The 17,499-nt window shown below is 70.5% G+C and carries 15 protein-coding genes; 8 read left to right on the top strand and 7 right to left on the bottom strand.

From position 1 onward, the window contains the following. Nucleotides 1-87 precede the first annotated feature (87 nt). Together AVL59_RS36360 and AVL59_RS36355 are read left to right on the top strand one after the other, a co-directional pair. Nucleotides 88-693 carry an ArsR/SmtB family transcription factor gene (locus tag AVL59_RS36360; protein WP_067313203.1) on the top strand — a complete coding sequence of 202 codons (606 nt, stop codon included), beginning with the start codon at nt 88-90 and terminating at the stop codon, nt 691-693. A 26-nt stretch (nt 694-719) separates the two neighbouring features. After that, a complete protein-coding gene (locus AVL59_RS36355) occupies nt 720-1,457 on the top strand; it encodes an SRPBCC family protein (RefSeq protein WP_067313201.1) in 738 nt (245 codons plus the stop codon). 7 nt (nt 1,458-1,464) lie between these two features. On the opposite strand, the gene AVL59_RS36350 is transcribed toward AVL59_RS36355, so the two are convergent. Then, nucleotides 1,465-3,291, bottom strand: a complete 1,827-nt coding sequence (locus tag AVL59_RS36350; RefSeq protein ID WP_067313199.1) for an endonuclease/exonuclease/phosphatase family protein — start codon at nt 3,289-3,291, stop codon at nt 1,465-1,467. Between the two features lie 265 nt (nt 3,292-3,556). On the opposite strand from AVL59_RS36350, the gene AVL59_RS36345 reads away from it, so the two are divergent. From AVL59_RS36345 to AVL59_RS36320, 6 genes are all read left to right on the top strand, one after another. Then, nucleotides 3,557-4,993, top strand: a complete 1,437-nt coding sequence (locus AVL59_RS36345; RefSeq protein ID WP_067313197.1) for a hypothetical protein — start codon at nt 3,557-3,559, stop codon at nt 4,991-4,993. Between the two features lie 242 nt (nt 4,994-5,235). After that, nucleotides 5,236-6,684: an alkaline phosphatase PhoX gene (locus tag AVL59_RS36340; RefSeq protein WP_067313195.1), complete on the top strand. Its 1,449-nt coding sequence runs from the start codon at nt 5,236-5,238 to the stop codon at nt 6,682-6,684. A 500-nt stretch (nt 6,685-7,184) separates the two neighbouring features. After that, nucleotides 7,185-8,768, top strand: a complete 1,584-nt coding sequence (locus tag AVL59_RS36335) for a TROVE domain-containing protein (protein WP_067313193.1) — start codon at nt 7,185-7,187, stop codon at nt 8,766-8,768. 152 nt (nt 8,769-8,920) lie between these two features. Further along, on the top strand, nt 8,921-9,526 hold the full coding sequence (locus AVL59_RS52790) for a hypothetical protein (RefSeq protein WP_067313191.1): 606 nt from the start codon (nt 8,921-8,923) through the stop codon (nt 9,524-9,526). Nucleotides 9,527-9,583: 57 nt separating this feature from the next. Next, the gene (locus AVL59_RS36325; RefSeq protein ID WP_237281773.1) at nt 9,584-10,231 is read left to right on the top strand and encodes a 2'-5' RNA ligase family protein; all 648 of its coding nucleotides are present in this window, start codon (nt 9,584-9,586) and stop codon (nt 10,229-10,231) included. Nucleotides 10,232-10,354: 123 nt separating this feature from the next. After that, the gene (locus AVL59_RS36320; RefSeq protein WP_067313189.1) at nt 10,355-10,927 is read left to right on the top strand and encodes a TetR/AcrR family transcriptional regulator; all 573 of its coding nucleotides are present in this window, start codon (nt 10,355-10,357) and stop codon (nt 10,925-10,927) included. 213 nt (nt 10,928-11,140) lie between these two features. Here AVL59_RS36320 and AVL59_RS36315 read toward each other — a convergent pair whose 3' ends face one another. The 6 genes from AVL59_RS36315 to AVL59_RS36290 all read right to left on the bottom strand — a co-directional run bounded on the left by AVL59_RS36315 (nt 11,141) and on the right by AVL59_RS36290 (nt 17,448). Beyond that, complete coding sequence (locus tag AVL59_RS36315) at nt 11,141-12,331, bottom strand: TerD family protein (RefSeq protein ID WP_067313187.1); 1,191 nt, start codon at nt 12,329-12,331, stop codon at nt 11,141-11,143. Nucleotides 12,332-12,457: 126 nt separating this feature from the next. Next, nucleotides 12,458-13,447 (bottom strand): zinc-dependent alcohol dehydrogenase family protein, encoded by a 990-nt coding sequence (locus AVL59_RS36310; RefSeq protein WP_067313186.1) that lies wholly within the window; start codon nt 13,445-13,447, stop codon nt 12,458-12,460. Then, nucleotides 13,444-14,289, bottom strand: coding sequence for a carbohydrate ABC transporter permease (locus tag AVL59_RS36305; protein WP_067313184.1), 846 nt, complete (start codon nt 14,287-14,289; stop codon nt 13,444-13,446). Before AVL59_RS36305 ends, AVL59_RS36310 begins: the two co-directional genes overlap by 4 nt. Then, nucleotides 14,286-15,224: a carbohydrate ABC transporter permease gene (locus AVL59_RS36300; RefSeq protein WP_067313182.1), complete on the bottom strand. Its 939-nt coding sequence runs from the start codon at nt 15,222-15,224 to the stop codon at nt 14,286-14,288. Before AVL59_RS36300 ends, AVL59_RS36305 begins: the two co-directional genes overlap by 4 nt. Beyond that, complete coding sequence (locus AVL59_RS36295; protein ID WP_067313180.1) at nt 15,221-16,591, bottom strand: ABC transporter substrate-binding protein; 1,371 nt, start codon at nt 16,589-16,591, stop codon at nt 15,221-15,223. Before AVL59_RS36295 ends, AVL59_RS36300 begins: the two co-directional genes overlap by 4 nt. An 86-nt stretch (nt 16,592-16,677) precedes the next feature. Then, entirely contained in the window at nt 16,678-17,448 is a 771-nt protein-coding gene (locus AVL59_RS36290) for a DeoR/GlpR family DNA-binding transcription regulator (RefSeq protein WP_067318152.1), read from the bottom strand. Between the last annotated feature and the right edge of the window lie 51 nt (nt 17,449-17,499).

The following is a 17,499-nucleotide window of genomic DNA, read 5'->3' as shown; positions in this document are numbered from 1 at the left end:
CCCCGGAGGCCAGGGGCTTCACGCCACCCTCCCACCGACAACTTGATCCGCCTGGACAAAAAAAGTTTTCGGTGGGAGGGTGGGCGCATGCTGGACGTGACCGTGATCGAGGACCCCGAGGCCGCAGCCGTGTCGCTCGACCCGATACGAGCCCGGCTGCTCGCAGAGCTGGCCGCCGGGCCGGCCTCCGCCGCCATGCTGGCCGGCCAGGTCGGACTGCCCCGGCAGAAGGTGAACTACCACCTCAAGGCGCTGGAGCGGCACGGCCTGGTGGAGCTGGCCGGGGAGCGCCGCAAGGGCAACGTCACCGAGCGGCTGATGCGCGCGACCGCCGCGTCGTACGTCATCTCGCCGGCCGCGCTCGCCCCCGTGCAGCCGGATCCGGACCGCTTCCGTGACCAGCTCTCCGCGCGCTGGCTGCTCGCGCTCGGCGCCCGTCTGGTGCGGGACGTCGGCGCGCTGATCACCGGCGCCGACAGGGCCCGCAAACGGCTGGCGACCTACGCCCTGGACGGCGAGCTCCGCTTCGCCTCCGCCGCCGACCGCGCGGCCTTCGTGCAGGAGCTGACGGCGGGCGTGAGCGCCCTGATCCGCAAGTACGACGCCCCCGACGCCGAGGGCGGCCGCGACCACCGGATCGTCGTGGCCCTCCATCCCACGGTCAAGGACCAGCCCGAACTCGACCCCCAGTAAGCCTTTTCGAGCAGGAGAGCCCCGCCATGTCCAAGGAATTCGAGATCGTCCGCGAGTTCGAGGTCGACGTCCCGCCCGAGAAGGTCTGGGAGGCCGTCACCACCGGAACCGGTGGATACCTGTGGCCGATGGACCCGCCCGAGCCCCGGGTGGGTGGCAGCGGACCCTTCGGATCCACCGTCACCGCCTGGGACCCGCCCCACCGCTACACCAACCGCAGCGAGGACGTCGGCTTCCCGGTCCAGTCCGTCAACCAGCTCGACTACACCATCGAGCCGCGCGACGAGGGCCGCCGCGCCTGGGTGCGCTATGTGCACAGCGGCATCTTCACCGACGACTGGAACAACCAGTACGACGGCGCGAGCAAGCACACCAACTTCTATCTGCACACCCTGTGCGAGTACCTCACGCACTTCGCGCCCCGCCCGGTCACCTTCGCCCAGCTGCAGGGGCCCGTGGCCTCGCAGACCCCGCGGGCCCTCGCCGCCGTCGGTCACGCCCTCGGCCTCGCGGACGACGCGGCCGCGGGTACGAAGGTCATCGTCCAGGGCCCCGGCGGGCGGACCCTGGACGCCGTGCTCGACTACCGCAACCCGTACTTCATCGGGCTGCGCACCGACAACGCCCTCATCCGCTTCTTCGGACGCGGCCACTGGGGCGTCCCGGTCGGCATCAGCGTCCACGACTTCGCGCCGGACGCCGACGCCGAGGCGAACGAGAGCGCCTGGCAGGACTGGCTGAACGGCGTGTTCAGCCAGTCCTGAGCGGGAGTTACGGACGGAACCGCAGCACCTGCGGGTCGTGGTCGCTGATCTGGTCGTTGAACTCCGAGTTGACGTGCACGCTGTCGTACTCGAAGTCGCAGCCGCGCCGGATCGCCGGGCTGATCAGGATCTGGTCCAGAACCTGCTCGTTGCCCTGGTAGTCGTAGGTGTAGCGCTCGCTCTTCGGCAGCGACTTGATCGCCGACCACAGCTCGCCGTCGCCTTCGAGGATCTTCGCGGTCCCGGAGAACTCGAAGTCGTTCATGTCGCCGAGCGCGATGACGTCCGCGTTCTTCTGCACGGACAGGATGTCCTTGACGAACGCGTTCACCTCGGTCGCCTGCGCGTGGCGCTGGACCTCCGAGCCGCGCACCGGCGGCTGGTACTGCGAGGTCAGACCCTGGTCGCCGCCCTTGGAGTTGAGGTGATTGGCGATCACGAAGACGGTCCGGCCGCGGAAGACGAACTCGCCGGCCAGCGGCTTGCGGCTGTTCTTCCAGGCCTCGTTCGCCGGGTCGATCCGGCCCGGCGAGACGGTCAGCTGCGCCTTGCCGTTCACCTTGGTGACACCGACGGCGGTGGTGGAGTCGCCGCCCGGACGGTCCACGAAGGACACCCGCTCGGGGTTGAACAGGAACACCTGGCGGATGTTGCCGCCCGGCTCGCCGCCGTCCTGGTCGTTGACCGGGTTGATCGAGCGCCAGTCGTACTTCGGGCCGCCCGCCGCGACGATCGCGTCGATCAGCTTGTTCACGGTCTGGCTCGCGTCGACCGTGCCGTCGTCCTTCGCACCGTTGTTGTCCTGGATCTCCTCCAGGGACACGATGTCCGGCGACTGCAGGTTGTTCACGATCGCGGCGGCGTGCTGGTCGAAGGTGGCGTCCGACGGGTCGAGGTTCTCGACGTTGTACGTCGCCACCGCCAGCTCGCCGCGCGCCTGCTTCTGCGTGGTCTCCCGCTGCAGACCGCCGCTCTTCAGCGTGCCGAGCTTGCTCGCGACCAGGGCGTAGCCGCCGAACTGGTTGAAGTCCAGCGGGCCCGTCGTGGCGCCCTCCAGGGTGTCGCCGACGTTCGCCTTCGGGAAGTCGGCGGTCGCGCCCAGCGACTGGACCTGCAGCCGGCCGGTGTTCTGGGAGTCGTAGGAGCCGTAGAGCGTGCCGCCCCGGTGGGTGCGGTGCTCGCGCGGCTTCACCGTGACCCACAGCTCGCTGTACGGGTCGGTGCCGGTGACCACGCGGGCGTCGGCGACCTGGACGTTCATGCCCTCCAGGGACTCGTAGTAGTCCAGGGCGTACCTCGACGGGTCCAGGGACAGGCCGTTGATCGAGCCGTTCGCGGCCGTGTCGCCGCTGGGGGCGTACTCGTCCGGCACGGAGTCCTTGCCGATCACGACCGGCGCCGGGAGCGCGTTGCCGGTGGAGACGGTGGTGACCGTCGGCTTGGTGATCTCCGTCACCGACTGGTTGCCGGAGGAGGTACCGCCCGGGACGTACTCGGAGACCGTGCCGGTCACCGTGACCGAGTCGCCGACCGCGACCTTCGGCGTGGAGCTGGTGAAGACGAACACGCCCTCACTGGTGGCCGGGTCGTCGTCCGGCGTCGGGTCCTGGATCCAGAAACCCCTGGAGGACCCGTAGGTGCGCGTGGCCGTGACGACGCCGGGGACGTCCGTGACCTTCTGGCCCGCGTACGGCGATATTCGGGTCGTTCCCTGGACGTCGTGGATGCGCACCGAGTCGGCGTGGGCCGGCGAGGTGAGGACGACTGCGGACGTCGCGCTGCAGACGGCGGCGACGGTGAGCGCGGCGAGGCGCGCGGAAGACCTGCTCGGCAAGGGTTCCCTCCGGGGACATGCGTGAGCGCCGGGACGAGGATGGAACGGGAGCGTGCAGGGGACGTAGCCCTCTGTGACACGCGTAGAGCAGAGTGAACAGTTGTCCCCCCAACTTCTACGCGCGTCAATCTCCTGCCTGCTGACGGGAGTTGTCAAGGTTTCGGCCATGTACGGCCACCGACGGAGAGATGAACCGGGCGGCATGGGTGGAAATCCGTCTAGGCTGAGCGGCTGAGTCCGTTCACGGTCCGAGGAGAACCAGCCGATGTCAGACAGCTCCCCCCTGCCGCCCGTACGGCTGCACCCCGAAGCGGAGCTGGCGCGCGCCGCGCTGTCCACGCCGTTGCTCTCCCGGGCCGCCCGCCTCGCCCGCTGGGCCGGGCCCGACACCCGCGTGGACGCCGGCGGCGGCCTGGTCGAGGAGCAGCTGCCGGCCGCCGCCGAACTGCTCGGCCTCGGCGGGGACGACGCCGCCGCCTACGCGAGCGAGGCCTGGCGGGTGGCCGTGGACGCCGGGCTGGTGGAGATCACCGACGAGGAGGCCGGGACCGTGGCCGCCGGCGAGGAGCTCGCGCTGCTCACCGGCGGCTCGCCGCACGACGTGCTCGCCGTCTGGCTCGCCGCCCTGGAGACCGTCATCGCGGACGCGAGCGTGCCCGACCTCGACGATCTGATCGACACCATGGACGAGGGCGGCACGGTCGATTTCTCGTCACTCGACTGGGACCCGGAGGCCGAGGCGGAGTTCCTCGACGGCGTCCTCGGCAACCTCTATCTGCTGACCGTCGGTGAGGACGGCCCCGGCGAGGCTCCGGTGCCGCTGCCCGCCCTCGCCGCCTCGATGATCGTGCCCAGCGACATGGGGCAGCCCACCAACGACGTCCTGGAGCAGGTCTCCGACGCGATGATGCGCCTGGACGACCAGTTCCGGATGCTGGAGCCGGCCGGGCTCGTGGCGTACCAGCCCGTCGACGAGGCGCTGATGGCGGACATGGAGGACGCCGGCGAGGAGCCCGCCGCCCCCGTGGACGACACCGACGTCTCCCGCTACGGCATGGTCCGGCTCACCCCGCTCGGCGCGTACGGGCTGCGGGCCCGGCTGCTGGAGGCCGGGTTCCAGGCGCCCGCGGTCGGTGAACTCTCCGACAAGGGCGCGGACGCGCTGCTCGACGGCACCGCGCACTTCGGGCAGTCCGCCGCGCGCGCCGAGACCGAGCAGTGGCTGACCCGCCGTGAACCGCTCGCCGCGGCCCGGGAGTTGTTGGCGGCGGCGCGCGGCGGCGACGCCGGTGCACCGCTGCGCAGGCTGCGCTGCCAGCAGGCGCTGTCCCTCGTGGGCGCGGAGGCCGAGCCCGCGCTGCGGGACGTTCTCGACGATCCCGAGCTGGGGGGGCTCGCCCGGGTATGGCTGAGCGAGCGGGGTGCCTCCGACGTGCCCGCACCCTCCCAGGAACTGGTGTTCTGGCTGACCATCGACACGGTCGCCGCGCAGCTGGCCGCCGAGGGCAACTCGGAGGAGCTGCGGGCGCTGGTGGAGGGCCTGGCCGAGCAGCACCGCGGGTTCTTCGCGGCCGCCTGGCGGGTGGAGCATCCCGCCACCGCGGATGTGCTGGAGGCGATGGGGCGGTTGCACCCGGACAAGAAGGTGGCGAAGGAAGCGCGGAAGGCGGCGTTCAAGGCGCGTTCCCAGCAAGGCGGTTGAGGGCCCCGCCGGACCGCGCCGGCTGGGCTGAGCGCCGTTACGGCGGGGACGAAGGAGTAGGTGACGGCGGGTAAGACATGGCCGGCGCTTTGGGCGGCCATGGGGCTGTGCATACGGATTCATGGAACAGGGGTCTCTGAAGCAGCCGGGTGTTCAACTCCCGTTCAGAAGGTGGCGGGAGCGTGAGCGCCGCAACGAGGTCCGCCACCCTCCACGGCACGCCCACCGTCACAGGAGACACCATGTCGCTCACCCGCAGGGACTTCGCCAGGAAATCCGCGATCACCGGTGCCGGGGTCGCACTGGCGGGCAGCGTCGGCGCCCTCGCCACCGCCCCGAACGCCCTCGCCGCCACGGACGACATCGAGACCGTGGACGGCGAGTCGGCGCACGGCCACCGCGGCGTCGGCTACGGCCCGCTGATCCCCGACCCGGACGGCATCCTCGCGCTCCCCGCCGGCTTCAAGTACCGGATCATCACCTACAGCGGCAGGACCAAGCTGGAGTCGGGCGAGTTCACCCCCTCCAACCACGACGGCACCTCCACCTTCGACGGCCCTCGCGGCGCCACCCTCCTAGTCAACAACCACGAGCTCAAGGGCCCGCGCGCCAACTGGAAGTACCCGGTGCCGCTCACCGAGGGCCTCGTGTACGACCCGGCCGCCTCCGGCGGCTGCACGGTCGTCGAGGTGCGCCGCGACCACGTCGCCGAGTGGGTGGGCATCGCCGGCACCTCCACCAACTGCGCGGGCGGCAACACCCCGTGGGGCACCTGGCTGACCTGCGAGGAGACCGAGGACAAGGCCGGCCAGAACGGCATGACCACGGACCACGGCTACGTCTTCGAGGTCGACCCCGCCGACCGCCGTGCCAACCACGACCCCAAGCCCCTCAAGGCGCTCGGCCGCTACGCCCACGAGGCCGTCGTGGTGGACACCAAGCGCGGCCACCTCTACCTCACCGAGGACGCGGCCGGCCCCAACGGCCTCCTCTACCGTTGGACCCCGCCGGAGGACTTCCGCCACGGCCGCGGCAAGCTGCGCGCCCTCGCCGACGACGCGGGCGTCCTGCAGGCCTTCAAGTGCTTCGACTCCGGCGGCAAGTTCGTGGACGACCTGTCCCGGGCCACGAAGATCGGCACGGTCTACGGCGTCGACTGGGTCGACGTCCCCGACCGTGACGCCAGGACGACCTCCGTCCGCAAGCAGTTCACCGACGGCCAGGTCACCCGCGCCCGCAAGCTGGAGGGCATGTGGTGGGGCGACGGCGGTGTCTACATCGTCTCCTCCTTCGCCCGCGCGGAGAGCCCCGTCCAGCACGACGGCCAGGTCTGGTTCTACGACCCCAAGCGCCGCACCCTGACGCTCAAGGTCCTCCTCGGCGTCAACCCGGACCCGTCCAAGGACGGCGCCTTCGACGGCCCCGACAACATCACCGTCTCCCCGTACGGCGGCCTGGTCATCGCCGAGGACGGCGAGGGCGTCCAGCACCTGTTCGGCGCCACCGACAGCGGCCGCACCTACCCGATCGCCCGCAACGAGCTGAACATCGGCACCGTGGAGAAGCCCGAGTACAGCGAGTTCACCGGCGTCACCTTCTCCCCGGACGGCCGGACCCTGTTCGCCAACATCCAGGAGCCGGGCATCATGCTCGCCATCACCGGGCCCTGGAAGCGCCAGAAGTGCGACTGACCTCCGCGCGGTAATTTATTCGCTCGCTCGCCCCGCGGTTCCCCTCCTAGAGTGATCCTCGTCCAGGTGCGACAGGCAGGACCTACTTCCGCTCATAACGGGGAGGCCGCGGGTTCGAGTCCCGCCACCGGCTCAACGGGCCGGTGTAGCTCAGGGGTCAGAGCACCAACACGTCGGTTCCGCCGGCCTCGATCTCTGGACACCGAAAACTTCACGCACCTCCCGGTGCGCAGGCTGCGGTTCCTTCTTTTGCAAAGAGAATCCACGACCGCCGCCGAATTGATCTCGGGAGGCGCAGCACATGGTGGGTGTCCGGTGCGCAGGCAGCGGTTACTTCATCGGACCGGAAGCGTGCGGGTTCGATTCCCGTCATCCGACCCCGGGTCGGTGTAGCTCAATGGAAGAGCGTCCGGACAAGTCCGTCGCCGACTCCCGATCTCGGGCACCCTCCATTTGCTGTGCCTCCCTCCGAAACACGAACGAATTCGGGGGAATTCACCATGGCGCGATTCAACACGCGTGCCGCCAAGGCGCAGCTGAAGTCGGCGGTGACATCGACGGGCCGGATCCTGCGGACCTATGAGGGCGGCCGGGGCCAGGAGCGCGAGCCGCGCTCCGAACTCTTCCTTCTCGCGGTCTCCAACTTCGTCTCGCAGGACACCTTCTACGAGAGCGGCGCCGACCGTGACGACCGGTTCACCCGTCTCGTCCGCGAGCTCGCCGTCAGCGACCCGGAATGGACGGCAGGTCTGCTCGGCTGGCTGCGTGGCGAGGGCAACATGCGGACGGCCTCCCTCGTGGGAGCCGCCGAGTACGTGCACGCCCGGCTGACGGCGGGCGCCACCGACGGCCCGTCCAACCGGCAGGTCGTGGACTCCGTGCTCCAGCGCCCGGACGAGCCCGGCGAGCTGCTCGCCTACTGGACGGCGACCTACGGCCGCGCCGTCCCCAAGCCCGTCAAGCGCGGCGTCGCCGACGCCGTACGACGGCTCTACCACGCCAAGTCGCTGCTCAAGTACGACACGGCGTCCAAGGGCTACCGCTTCGGCGACATCCTCAACCTGGTGCACGCGGCGCCGGACGCGGACAAGCCGTGGCAGGGCGAGCTGTTCCGGTACGCGCTCGACCGGCGGCACAACCCGGACAGCGCCGTGCCGCCCGCGTCGCTGCCGGTGCTCACGGCCCATCGCGAGCTGATGGCGCTGCCCGTCGAGCAGCGGCGGGCGGTCGTCACCGCGCCCGGTGGCGCCGAGCGGCTGGCGGCGGCCGGGATCACCTGGGAGGCGCTGGCCGGCTGGCTGCAGGGCCCGATGGACAAGGCGGCCTGGGAGGCCCTGATCCCGTCCATGGGCGCGATGGCGCTGGTCCGCAACCTGCGGAACTTCGACGAGGCAGGGGTCTCGGACGAGGTCGCCGCCCAGGTCGCGGCGAAGATCAGCGACCCGGAGCAGGTGGCACGCTCGCGGCAGTTCCCGTTCCGCTACCTCGCCGCGTACCGGCACGCACCCTCGCTGCGCTGGGCGTACCCGCTGGAGCGGGCGCTCGGTCACTCGCTGGCCAACGTGCCCGCGCTGCCGGGCCGCACCCTGGTGCTGGTCGACCGCTCGGGCTCGATGTTCTGGTCGCAGGTGTCCGAGCGCGCTCAGCTCACCCGGGCCGACGCGGCGGCGATCTTCGGCTCCGCGCTCGCGCTGCGGGCGGCCGACGCCGACCTCGTCGAGTTCGGCTCGTCCAGCGCGAAGGTGGATTTCCGCAAGGGCGAGTCGGTGCTGAAGATCCTGGAGCGCTTCGGCAACCTGGGCGGCACCGACACCACCGAGGCGGTGCGCCGGCACTACAGGAAGCACGACCGGGTGCTGATCGTCACCGACGAGCAGTACACCGCGCACCAGCACGGCGACCCGACCGCCCAGATCCCGGCCCATGTCCCGGTCTACACCTGGAACCTGGAGGGTTACCGGGCGGGCCACGGACCGTCGGGCACCGGAAACCGGCACGTGTTCGCGGGTCTTTCGGATGCCGCCTTCCGCATGGTTTCACTGATCGAGGGTGGCTGCGACGGGCGTTGGCCGTGGCTTGCCTGAGCCCTGTTCTGGTTCCGGGCGGGCTTGGCCCATGCGAGGGGTTGACGCGGCGCCCGCTCTAAGATCACAAGTTGCTACGATCGGTGCGTATATTCTCACGCTGAGTAGTCAATACTGACAAGGATTCAGGCTCAGGTGAGAAAGGTCAAAGCATGCGCAAGTTCCAGCGCGCCGCACTCGTAGCCGCGGTGGTGGCGGGGCTGTCCACCTTCGGCGTCGGCGTCGGCCACGCCGACGACTCCGATGGTCCGCAGGAGGTCTCCGCGGTGGCCTCCGCGGAAGCCACCGCCGTGGTCACATGGGATGCCCCGTACATCGAGCAGGACACCGACTCGAACGTGACTCCGCATCCGGCGAAGAAACACGAGCACAAGCGTCCGGCGCCGAAGAAACATGAGCAGAAGCCCGCGGCGGTGAAGAAGCAGGACCAGAAGCCCGCGGTGAAGAAGCAGGACCAGAAGCCCGCGGCGAAGAAGCAGGAGAAGAAGCCCGCGGCGAAGAAGCATGACCAGAAGCCCGCGGCGGTGAACAAGCACGAGCACAAGCCCGCTGCGGCCAAGAAGCACGAGCACAAGCGTCCGGCGGCGAAGAAGCACGAGGACAAGCGCCCGGAGTGGAAGAAGCACGAGCACAAGCGTCCGGCGTGGAAGAAGCACGAGCACAAGCGTCCGGCGTGGAAGAAGCACGAGCACGAGCGTGGGGCTGAAGTCGAGCGCTTCTCCAGCGCTTGGGCCTCCGTGCAGACATCGGTTGCGTGAGCCACCCGCCTCGGTCCAGGGGCGGCGGCCGTCGGCGGGCGGGGCCATGATGGCGGTGTGCCCCGCCCCCCGACGCCCGGCCCGCCCGGCCCGGCCGGACCCCTCGGCCGCATCGAGTCGGTACCCACGCCCCGGACAGCCGTGGCCTGGCTTCCCCCGGCCGGACTCTGGCCCGCCATCCAGCACATCCGCGCCGAGCACGACCCGCAGATCCGCCGCTGGCCGCCCCATGTGAACCTGCTCTTCGGCTTCGTACCGGAGGAGGACTTCCCGGCGGCGCTCCCGCTGCTGGCCGCCGCGGCCGCCGGGTGCGAGCCCTTCGACATCCGGCTGAGCGGGGTCCGTGCCTTCCGCCACCGGTCCCACGCCACCGTGTGGCTCGACCCCGCGGCGGCCGGTGCCGCGCCCTGGACGGAGCTCCGGAGCGCGCTGGGGGAACCCTTCCCGTGCTGCACGGACCGTTTCCCGCGCTTCACCCCGCACCTCTCGCTCGGGCGCACCCGCGTCCCGCGCGTCCTCGCGGCCGAATGCGCCGCCCGGCTCGGCGTACTGCACGCGCGCGTGGCCGAGATCGTGCTCCTCTCCCGCCGCGGCGACGGCCCCATGCGCACGCGCGCCACGGTCGGCCTGGGCACCGGAACGGTACGCCGAGACCTCGGACCGGACCCGGTCACCGGCGGCTACGAGCCGCCGGAGCGGCACTGACGGCACTGACGGCGGTTGCCGCGCCCGAACAGCGCGCAGTGCCCGCGAAGATGAGCCGGAGCTGTCTTCGGTGGATGCTCGGTAGGCTGCGAAGAGGATCCCCGGTTCGCAAGGAGTATCTGGATGCCGCAGGTCAGGCCCATGCGCGCGGACGCTCGGCGCAACTACGAGCGGTTGCTGAAGGTGGCGGCGGAGGCCTTCGCCGAGCATGGGGAGAACGCGTCGCTCGACGACATCGCCAAGCGTGCGGGCGTCGGCTCGGGCACGCTCTACCGGCACTTTCCGACGCGGCAGGCGCTGCTGGAGGCCGCGTACGTGGACCGGATCGAGGCGCTGGGGACGCGGGCCGACGAGCTGGCCGAGGAGCTGCCGCCGTACGAGGCGCTCATGGAGTGGCTGAACGAGCTGTGCGTGGCCACGATCCAGGTGCGCGGGCTGAAGTCCCTGCTGGGCTCGGCGGTCACGGACGGCGGCTCGGTCGCGATGACGGCCTGTGGCACGTCGGTGAAGGGCGCGGCGACGCGGCTGGTGGGGGCGGCCCAGGCACAGGGGGCGCTGCGGGCCGACCTGGAGCCGATCGAGGTGCTGCGGCTGGCGCACGGCGTGGCCACGGCCTCGGAGCTGGCGAACGGGCAGGGGCGCGAGATCCGCCGCTATCTGACGTTGTTGACGGAGGGGCTGCGGCCGGAGCGGTGAGCGCGGCGCGAGGCGGGTCGGCCACCGTGGCGTCGGCCAACGTGTGCCTTGACCGTCTCCGGACCGACCGTCAGCAGGGTGTCGCCCGTGGCCACCGACCGGATCACCTGGGCGATCTCCGACGAGGGGCGCGCTTGCGGATGAAGCCCGCGCGGTGGCCGGACCGGGGCGGGGGACCGGGCCGCCGTTCCCCCGCCCCGGTCCGGCACGGTGTCACAGCGCCCGTGCCCCCGGCTCGACCATGTTGCGTACCGTGCGCGCCTTCACGAACTCGCCCATCGCCGTCATGTCCCACTCGCCGGAGAACTGCCGGATGAGCTTGGCCATCATCACGCCCGTCTGGGGCTCGGCGTGGGTGAGGTCGAAGCGCACCAGTTCCTCGCCGGTCGCCGCGTCCACCAGGCGGCAGTAGGCCTTGGCGACCTCGGTGAACTTCTGGCCGGAGAAGGAGTTGACCGTGAAGACCAGGCCGGTGACCTCCTGCGGGATACGGCCGAGGTCGACCGTGATCACCTCGTCGTCGCCCCCGCCCTCGCCGGTGAGGTTGTCACCGGAGTGCCGCACCGCGCCGCCCAGGATCGTCAGCTTGCCGAAATAGCAGCTGTCGACGGCGTTGCGCTGCGGGCCGTAGGCGATGACCGAGGCGTCCAGATCGATGTCCCGGCCGCGGAACGCGGGCTCCCAGCCCAGGCCCATCTGCACGAGGGAGAGCAGCGGACGCCCGCCCTTGACCAGGGACACGGTCTGGTTCTTCTGGAGACTGACCCGGCCCTTGTCCAGGTTGATCTTCCCGGCGCCGGGAGCGGGCGGGGCCGGCGGGGCGGCCGGCGCCGGGGGCGTGACCGGGGCCTGTGCGGCGGGTGCCGGTGGGGCGGCGGCCGGCTGCGGCGGAGCCGCCGGGGCCGCGGTGGGCTCCTCCACCGTCACACCGAAGTCCGTCGCGATGCCCGCCAGCCCGTCGGCGTACCCCTGGCCGACGGCGCGGGCCTTCCACGCGCCGCCCCGGCGGTAGATCTCCACGATCACCAGCGCCGTCTCCGCGCCGAGCTGCGGCGGTGTGAACGTGGCCAGGACCGAGCCGCCGTCCGCGTCCCGGACCGTGGCCGTCGGCTCGATGCCCTGGAAGGTCTGGCCGGCCGCGTCCGGGCTGGCCGTGACCACGATCTTCTCGATGTCCGGCGGCACGGCACCGGTGTCGACCGTGATCGCGTCGGGCGCCGCGCCGCCGCCGGAGGTGTAGGTCACGCCCGGTCCGGCGGGCTGGTTGTAGAAGATGAAGTCGTCGTCGGAGCGCACCTTGCCGTCGGTGGTGAGCAGCAGGCCCGACACGTCGAGCCGCACCGGCGCGGCGACGTCCACCGTCACGCGGGCGGCCGACAGAGGGATGTTCGAGCCAGGGGTCATAGCTGTCATGCCGGGTGAACGAACGACACCGCTTTACCGTTCCCTTACCGCCCACCCGTCACCCGACCACCACCCCTCAACGACAGCGCTTCGCGCCGACGCCTTCCTATGGGACCCCCGATCGGCTCAGGGCACCACCACGATCTTCCGCCCCACCCCGGCCGCGAACTGCTCCAGCGCCTCGGGGTACCGCTCCAGCGGGATGCGGTCGCTGATGAACACCTCCGGGTCCAGTACCCCGTTCGCGAACAGCTCGGCCGCCCGCTCGAAGCTGTGCAGCACCGCCATGGAACCGGTGATGGTGATCTCCTGGTTGTAGATGCGGTACGGATCGATCGTCACCCGCGTCGCGTAGTCGGCCACCCCGAACTGCAGGAAGGTCCCCGCCTTCGCCACCCGGCCCAGGCCGTCCTGGATCGCCCCCGCGTTGCCGGTCGCGTCCACGACCACGTCCCAGCCCTGCGGGCGGTCCAGTTCGTCCGCGCCGCTCGCCGCGCGCGAGACGCCGAGACGGCGAGCCGTCTGCAGCCGGTCGGGGTTGAGGTCGACCACGTCCACGCTCGCCGCGCCCGTGCGCTTGGCCAGCTCCAGCATCATCAGGCCCATGGTCCCGGAGCCGTAGATCAGGATGTGGGCGCCGAGCCGGGAGTTCAGGACGTCGTAGCCGCGTACCGCGCAGGACAGCGGCTCCACCAGGGCGGCGTCCTGGGTGCGCACATGCTCGGGCAGTTTCACGCAGTTCGCCACGGGCGCCGCCGCGTACCGGGCCGCCCCGCCCGCCGTCGTGACGCCGATCGCAGCCCACCGCTCGCACAGGTTGTTGTGGCCGGTGCGGCAGTAGCGGCACTCGTAGCAGTACAGGGAGGGGTCCACGGCCACCCGGTCGCCGATGGCGAGCTCCGTGACCTGGGTGCCGACCCCGACCACCTCGCCCGCGAACTCGTGCCCGGGCACGAGCGGCAGCTTGGGCGCGAACTCGCCCTGGAGGATGTGCAGATCGGTGCCGCACAGTCCGCAGGCGGCCACCTCGACGACCACCTCGCGGGGCCCTGGCGTCGGGTCCGGGACCTCGGCGACGACGGCACGGCCCACGGACTCGATGACGGCGGCCTTCATTTCACAGCTCCCAACGACAGGCCCTGGACCAGTTTGTCCTGGGCGGCGAACCCCGCGGCGAGCACCGGCAGGGAGACGACGAGCGACGCGGCGCACACCTTCGCCAGGAACAGGCCCTGGCTGGTGATGAAGCCGGTCAGGAAGACGGGGGCGGTCTCGGCCACCACGCCCGTCAGGACTCGGGCGAAGAGCAGCTCGTTCCAGCTGAAGATGAAGCAGATCAGGGCGGTTGCGGCGATGCCGGGCAGGGCGATCGGGGCCACCACGCGCGCGAGGATCGTCGGCAGCCGGGCGCCGTCGATCTGCGCCGCCTCGATCACCGCCACCGGGACCTCGGCGAGGAAGGACTGCATCATCCACACCGCGATCGGCAGGTTCATGGAGGTGTAGAGGATGACGAGGAACCAGATGTTGTCCAGCATCCCGGTGTTCTTCGCGAACAGGTAGATCGGCAGCAGACCGGCCACGACCGGCAGCATCTTCGTGGACAGGAAGAAGAACAGGACGTCCGTCCACTTCCGCACCCGCCGGATCGACAGCGCGTACGCCGCCGGCAGGGCGAGGAGCAGTACGCAGACCGTCGATGCCACCGAGGCGACCGTGGAGTTGATCAGCGCGGGCCACGGGCTCGCCCCGCCGCCCGTGCCGAAGAACTCGCGGTAGCCGTCCAGGGTGAGGGAGGCGGCGAAGGAGGGCGGGTTGGTCGCCGCGTCCGCCTCGGAGTGGAAGGACGTCAGCGCCATCCAGGCGATGGGCAGGAAGAAGACGATGCCGGCCAGCCAGGCCACCAGTCCGAGGCTCAGACCCCGGTGCTTTCCGATGCGTACGGCGAGATCGCTCATGCGCGGGACACCTCCTGGCGGAACAGGGACGAGACCACGCGCAGGGCGAAGGTCGCGATGATGATCGAGCCGATGACCACCAGGACGCCGGCGGCCGAGGCGAGGCCGTTCTCGTGGGCCTGGTAGAAGCTCTGGTAGACGGTGTAGGGCAGGTTGGCGGTGCCGAGGCCGCCGGAGGTGATCGTGAACACCGCGTCGAAGTTCTGCACGATGTAGATCGAGCCCAGCAGGGCGCCGAGTTCCAGGTAGCGGCGCAGGTGCGGGAGCGTCAGATGGCGGAAGACCTGCCAGTCGTTGGCGCCGTCCACCCGCGCGGCCTCGATCTGCTCGTGGTCCCGGCTCTGCAGCCCGGCGAGCAGGATCAGCATCATGAACGGCGTCCACTGCCACACCAGGGAGGCCTCGACCGCGAGCAGCGGGGTCTTGGAGATCCAGTCCGGCTGTGGGCCGCCCACATAGTGCAACAACCCGTTGAACAGGCCGTATTCGGGGTTGTAGAGCACATGCTTCCAGAGCAGGGCCGCGGCCACGGGCACCACCAGGAACGGTGCGATGAGCAGGGTGCGTACGACGCCCCGGCCGCGGAACTTCCGGTCCAGGAGCAGGGCCAGCGCCAGGCCGAGGACCAGGCTGGCCAGCACCACCGCCACCGTGAGCAGCACGGTCGTCCACACCGAGTGGCGCAGGTCCGCGTCGGTCAGCACCTGGTGGTAGTTGTCGAGGCCGGTGAAGTGGCGGGCCTTGGGATAGAGGGCGTTCCAGTCGAAGAAGGAGATCACCAGCGTGGCCACGAACGGCAGCTGGGTCACCACGATCATGAAGACGAGGGCCGGCAGGAGCGGTCCCCGCGTCGCCCAGGCACGCAGCCGGGCCGAGGGTTGTTTCATAGTTCTTACGGGGGCGGTCGCCAGGGGGGCCGTTGTCGTCGCTGTCATCGTCCCTCGTACTCCTTGGAGATCTTCTCGGCGAGCTGCTGGGACTTCTTCAGGGCCGATTCGGTGGACTGGCGTCCGGCGATGGCCGCGCTGATCTCCTGGGAGACCTTGGTGCCGAGGTCGGTGAACTCGGGGATGCCGACGAACTGGATGCCGGGCGCGGGGCGCGGCTGCACGCCGGGGTCGCTGGGGCGGGCGCTCTCGATGGCCTCCTTCGTCATCTCCTGGAAGGCGGCGGCCGACTTGCGGTAGTCGGCGTTCGTGTAGGTCGAGGCCCGCTTGCCCGCCGGGACGTCGGACCAGCCGCTGGTCCGGCCGACCAGCTGCTCGTAGCCCTTGCTGGACGCCCAGGAGACGAACTTCCAGGCCTTGTCGGGGTTGCGGGAGGCCTTCTGGATGCCCCAGGCCCAGGTGTAGAGCCAGCCGGAGGAGTCCGTCTTCTCCACGGGGGCGGGGGCGTAGCCGAGCTTGCCCTTGACGGGGGAGTCGGCCGCCTCCAGCAGGCCGGCCGCGGAGGTGGCGTCGTACCACATGGCGACCTTGCCCTGGGTCATGTCGTTGAGGCACTCGGCGAAGCCGGACTGGGCCGCGCCCGACTCGCCGTGGCCGCGGACGAGATCGACATAGAACTTTGTCGCCTTCTCGAACTCGGGGGAGTCCAGGCGAGCCTTCCAGTTCTTGTCGAACCAGGTGCCGCCGAAGGTGTTCACGACGGTGGTCAGCGGCGCCATCAGCTCGCCCCAGCCGGGCAGTCCGCGCAGACAGATGCCCTTCATCCCGGGCCGCGCGCCGTCCGCCTCGGCGGCGAGGTCGGCGACCTGCTGCCAGGTGGGGTGCGCCGGCATCGTCAGGCCCTTCGCGGCGAACACGTCCTTGCGGTACATCAGGAAGGACGACTCGCCGTAGAAGGGCTGGCCGTAGAGCTTGCCGTCGGCCGCGGTGAGGGACTGGCGCATGGGCTTGAGGACGTCCTGCTCGTCGTAGCCCGGGTCCTTCGCGGTGTACGAGTCCATCTCGTGCAGCCAGCCGTTGCGGGCGTAGATCGGGATCTCGTAGTTGGACAGCGTGGCGACGTCGTACTGGCCCGCCTGGTTGGCGAAGTCCTGGCTGATCTTGTCGCGGACGTCGTTCTCGGGCAGGACGGTGAAGTTGACCTTGATACCGGTGTCCTTCGTGAAGTGCGCGGCGGTCAGCTTCTGCAGCTCGGTCATCTGGGGGTTGTTGACCATCAGGACATTGATGGAATCGCCGCCGGAACCGGTCCCGCCCGCACCGACCCAGCAGCCGGAGAGCAGCGGGGCGAGCAGCGTCCCTGCGGCGGCCATGGCGAGCGTGGCTCGCGGCCTCCGTCGGCTCGGGGTGCGCATGGATCGCTCCTGAATGTATCTGGATTTAACGGTATATATGGGGCACTACAGGGTGTGAAGGTGTATCAGGGGAGTGGGTTTGTTTTTCAGACCCGGATGACCTGCGGGCCCAGCAGGGAGTAGCGATGGGCCTCGGCCGCCGGAAGCTGCGCGCTCGTGACGATCGCCTCCAGTGCGCCGATCTCGGCGAACCGGCAGAAGCTGACCGCTCCGAACTTGGTGTGCACGCCCGCGAACACGGTGCGCCGTGCGGCGCGGATGGCCTGGGACTTCACCTCGCTGACCGCGGGGTCGGGGGTGGTGAGGCCGTGCTCGCGGGAGATGCCGTTGGCCCCGATGTAGGCGAGGTCGACGACGAAGCCGGCCAGCATCTTCGTCGTCCAGTGGTCGACGGTGGCCAGCGTGCCGGCCCGGACCCGCCCGCCGAGGAGCAGGACCGACATGTTCCCGGTCTCGGCGAGGGCGCCCGCGACCGGCAGGGAGGCGGTGACCACGGTCAGTGGCCGGTCCGTGGGCAGGGCCTCGGCGATGAGCTGCGGGGTGAAGCCCTCGTCGACGAAGACCGTCTCCGCGTCCCCGAGCAGCTCGGCCGCGGCGGCCGCGATCCTGCGCTTCTCGGGCACGTGGCTGGTGGCGCGGAAGGCGAGTGTCGTCTCGAAACCGGCGCTCTCGACCGGGTAGGCGCCGCCGTGAGTACGGCGGACCAGTCCGTGGTCCTCCAGGGCGCGCAGATCGCGCCGGATGGTCTCCTTGGCCACGCCCAGCTCGGCGGCGAGCGCGGTGACGTCGACGGAGCCGGTGGCCCGTGCGGCCAGTACGATCTCGCGCTGGCGCTCTTCCGCCGTCCTCGTGCTCATCTCGTCACCCACTTCCCTGTGGAGCTGCCCGTTCGGGCCCATGGGGGAAGT

The organism is Streptomyces griseochromogenes (assembly GCF_001542625.1).
In the GTDB taxonomy this organism is placed as follows: domain Bacteria; phylum Actinomycetota; class Actinomycetes; order Streptomycetales; family Streptomycetaceae; genus Streptomyces; species Streptomyces griseochromogenes.
This window is presented reverse-complemented; position numbering and strand designations above follow the sequence as displayed.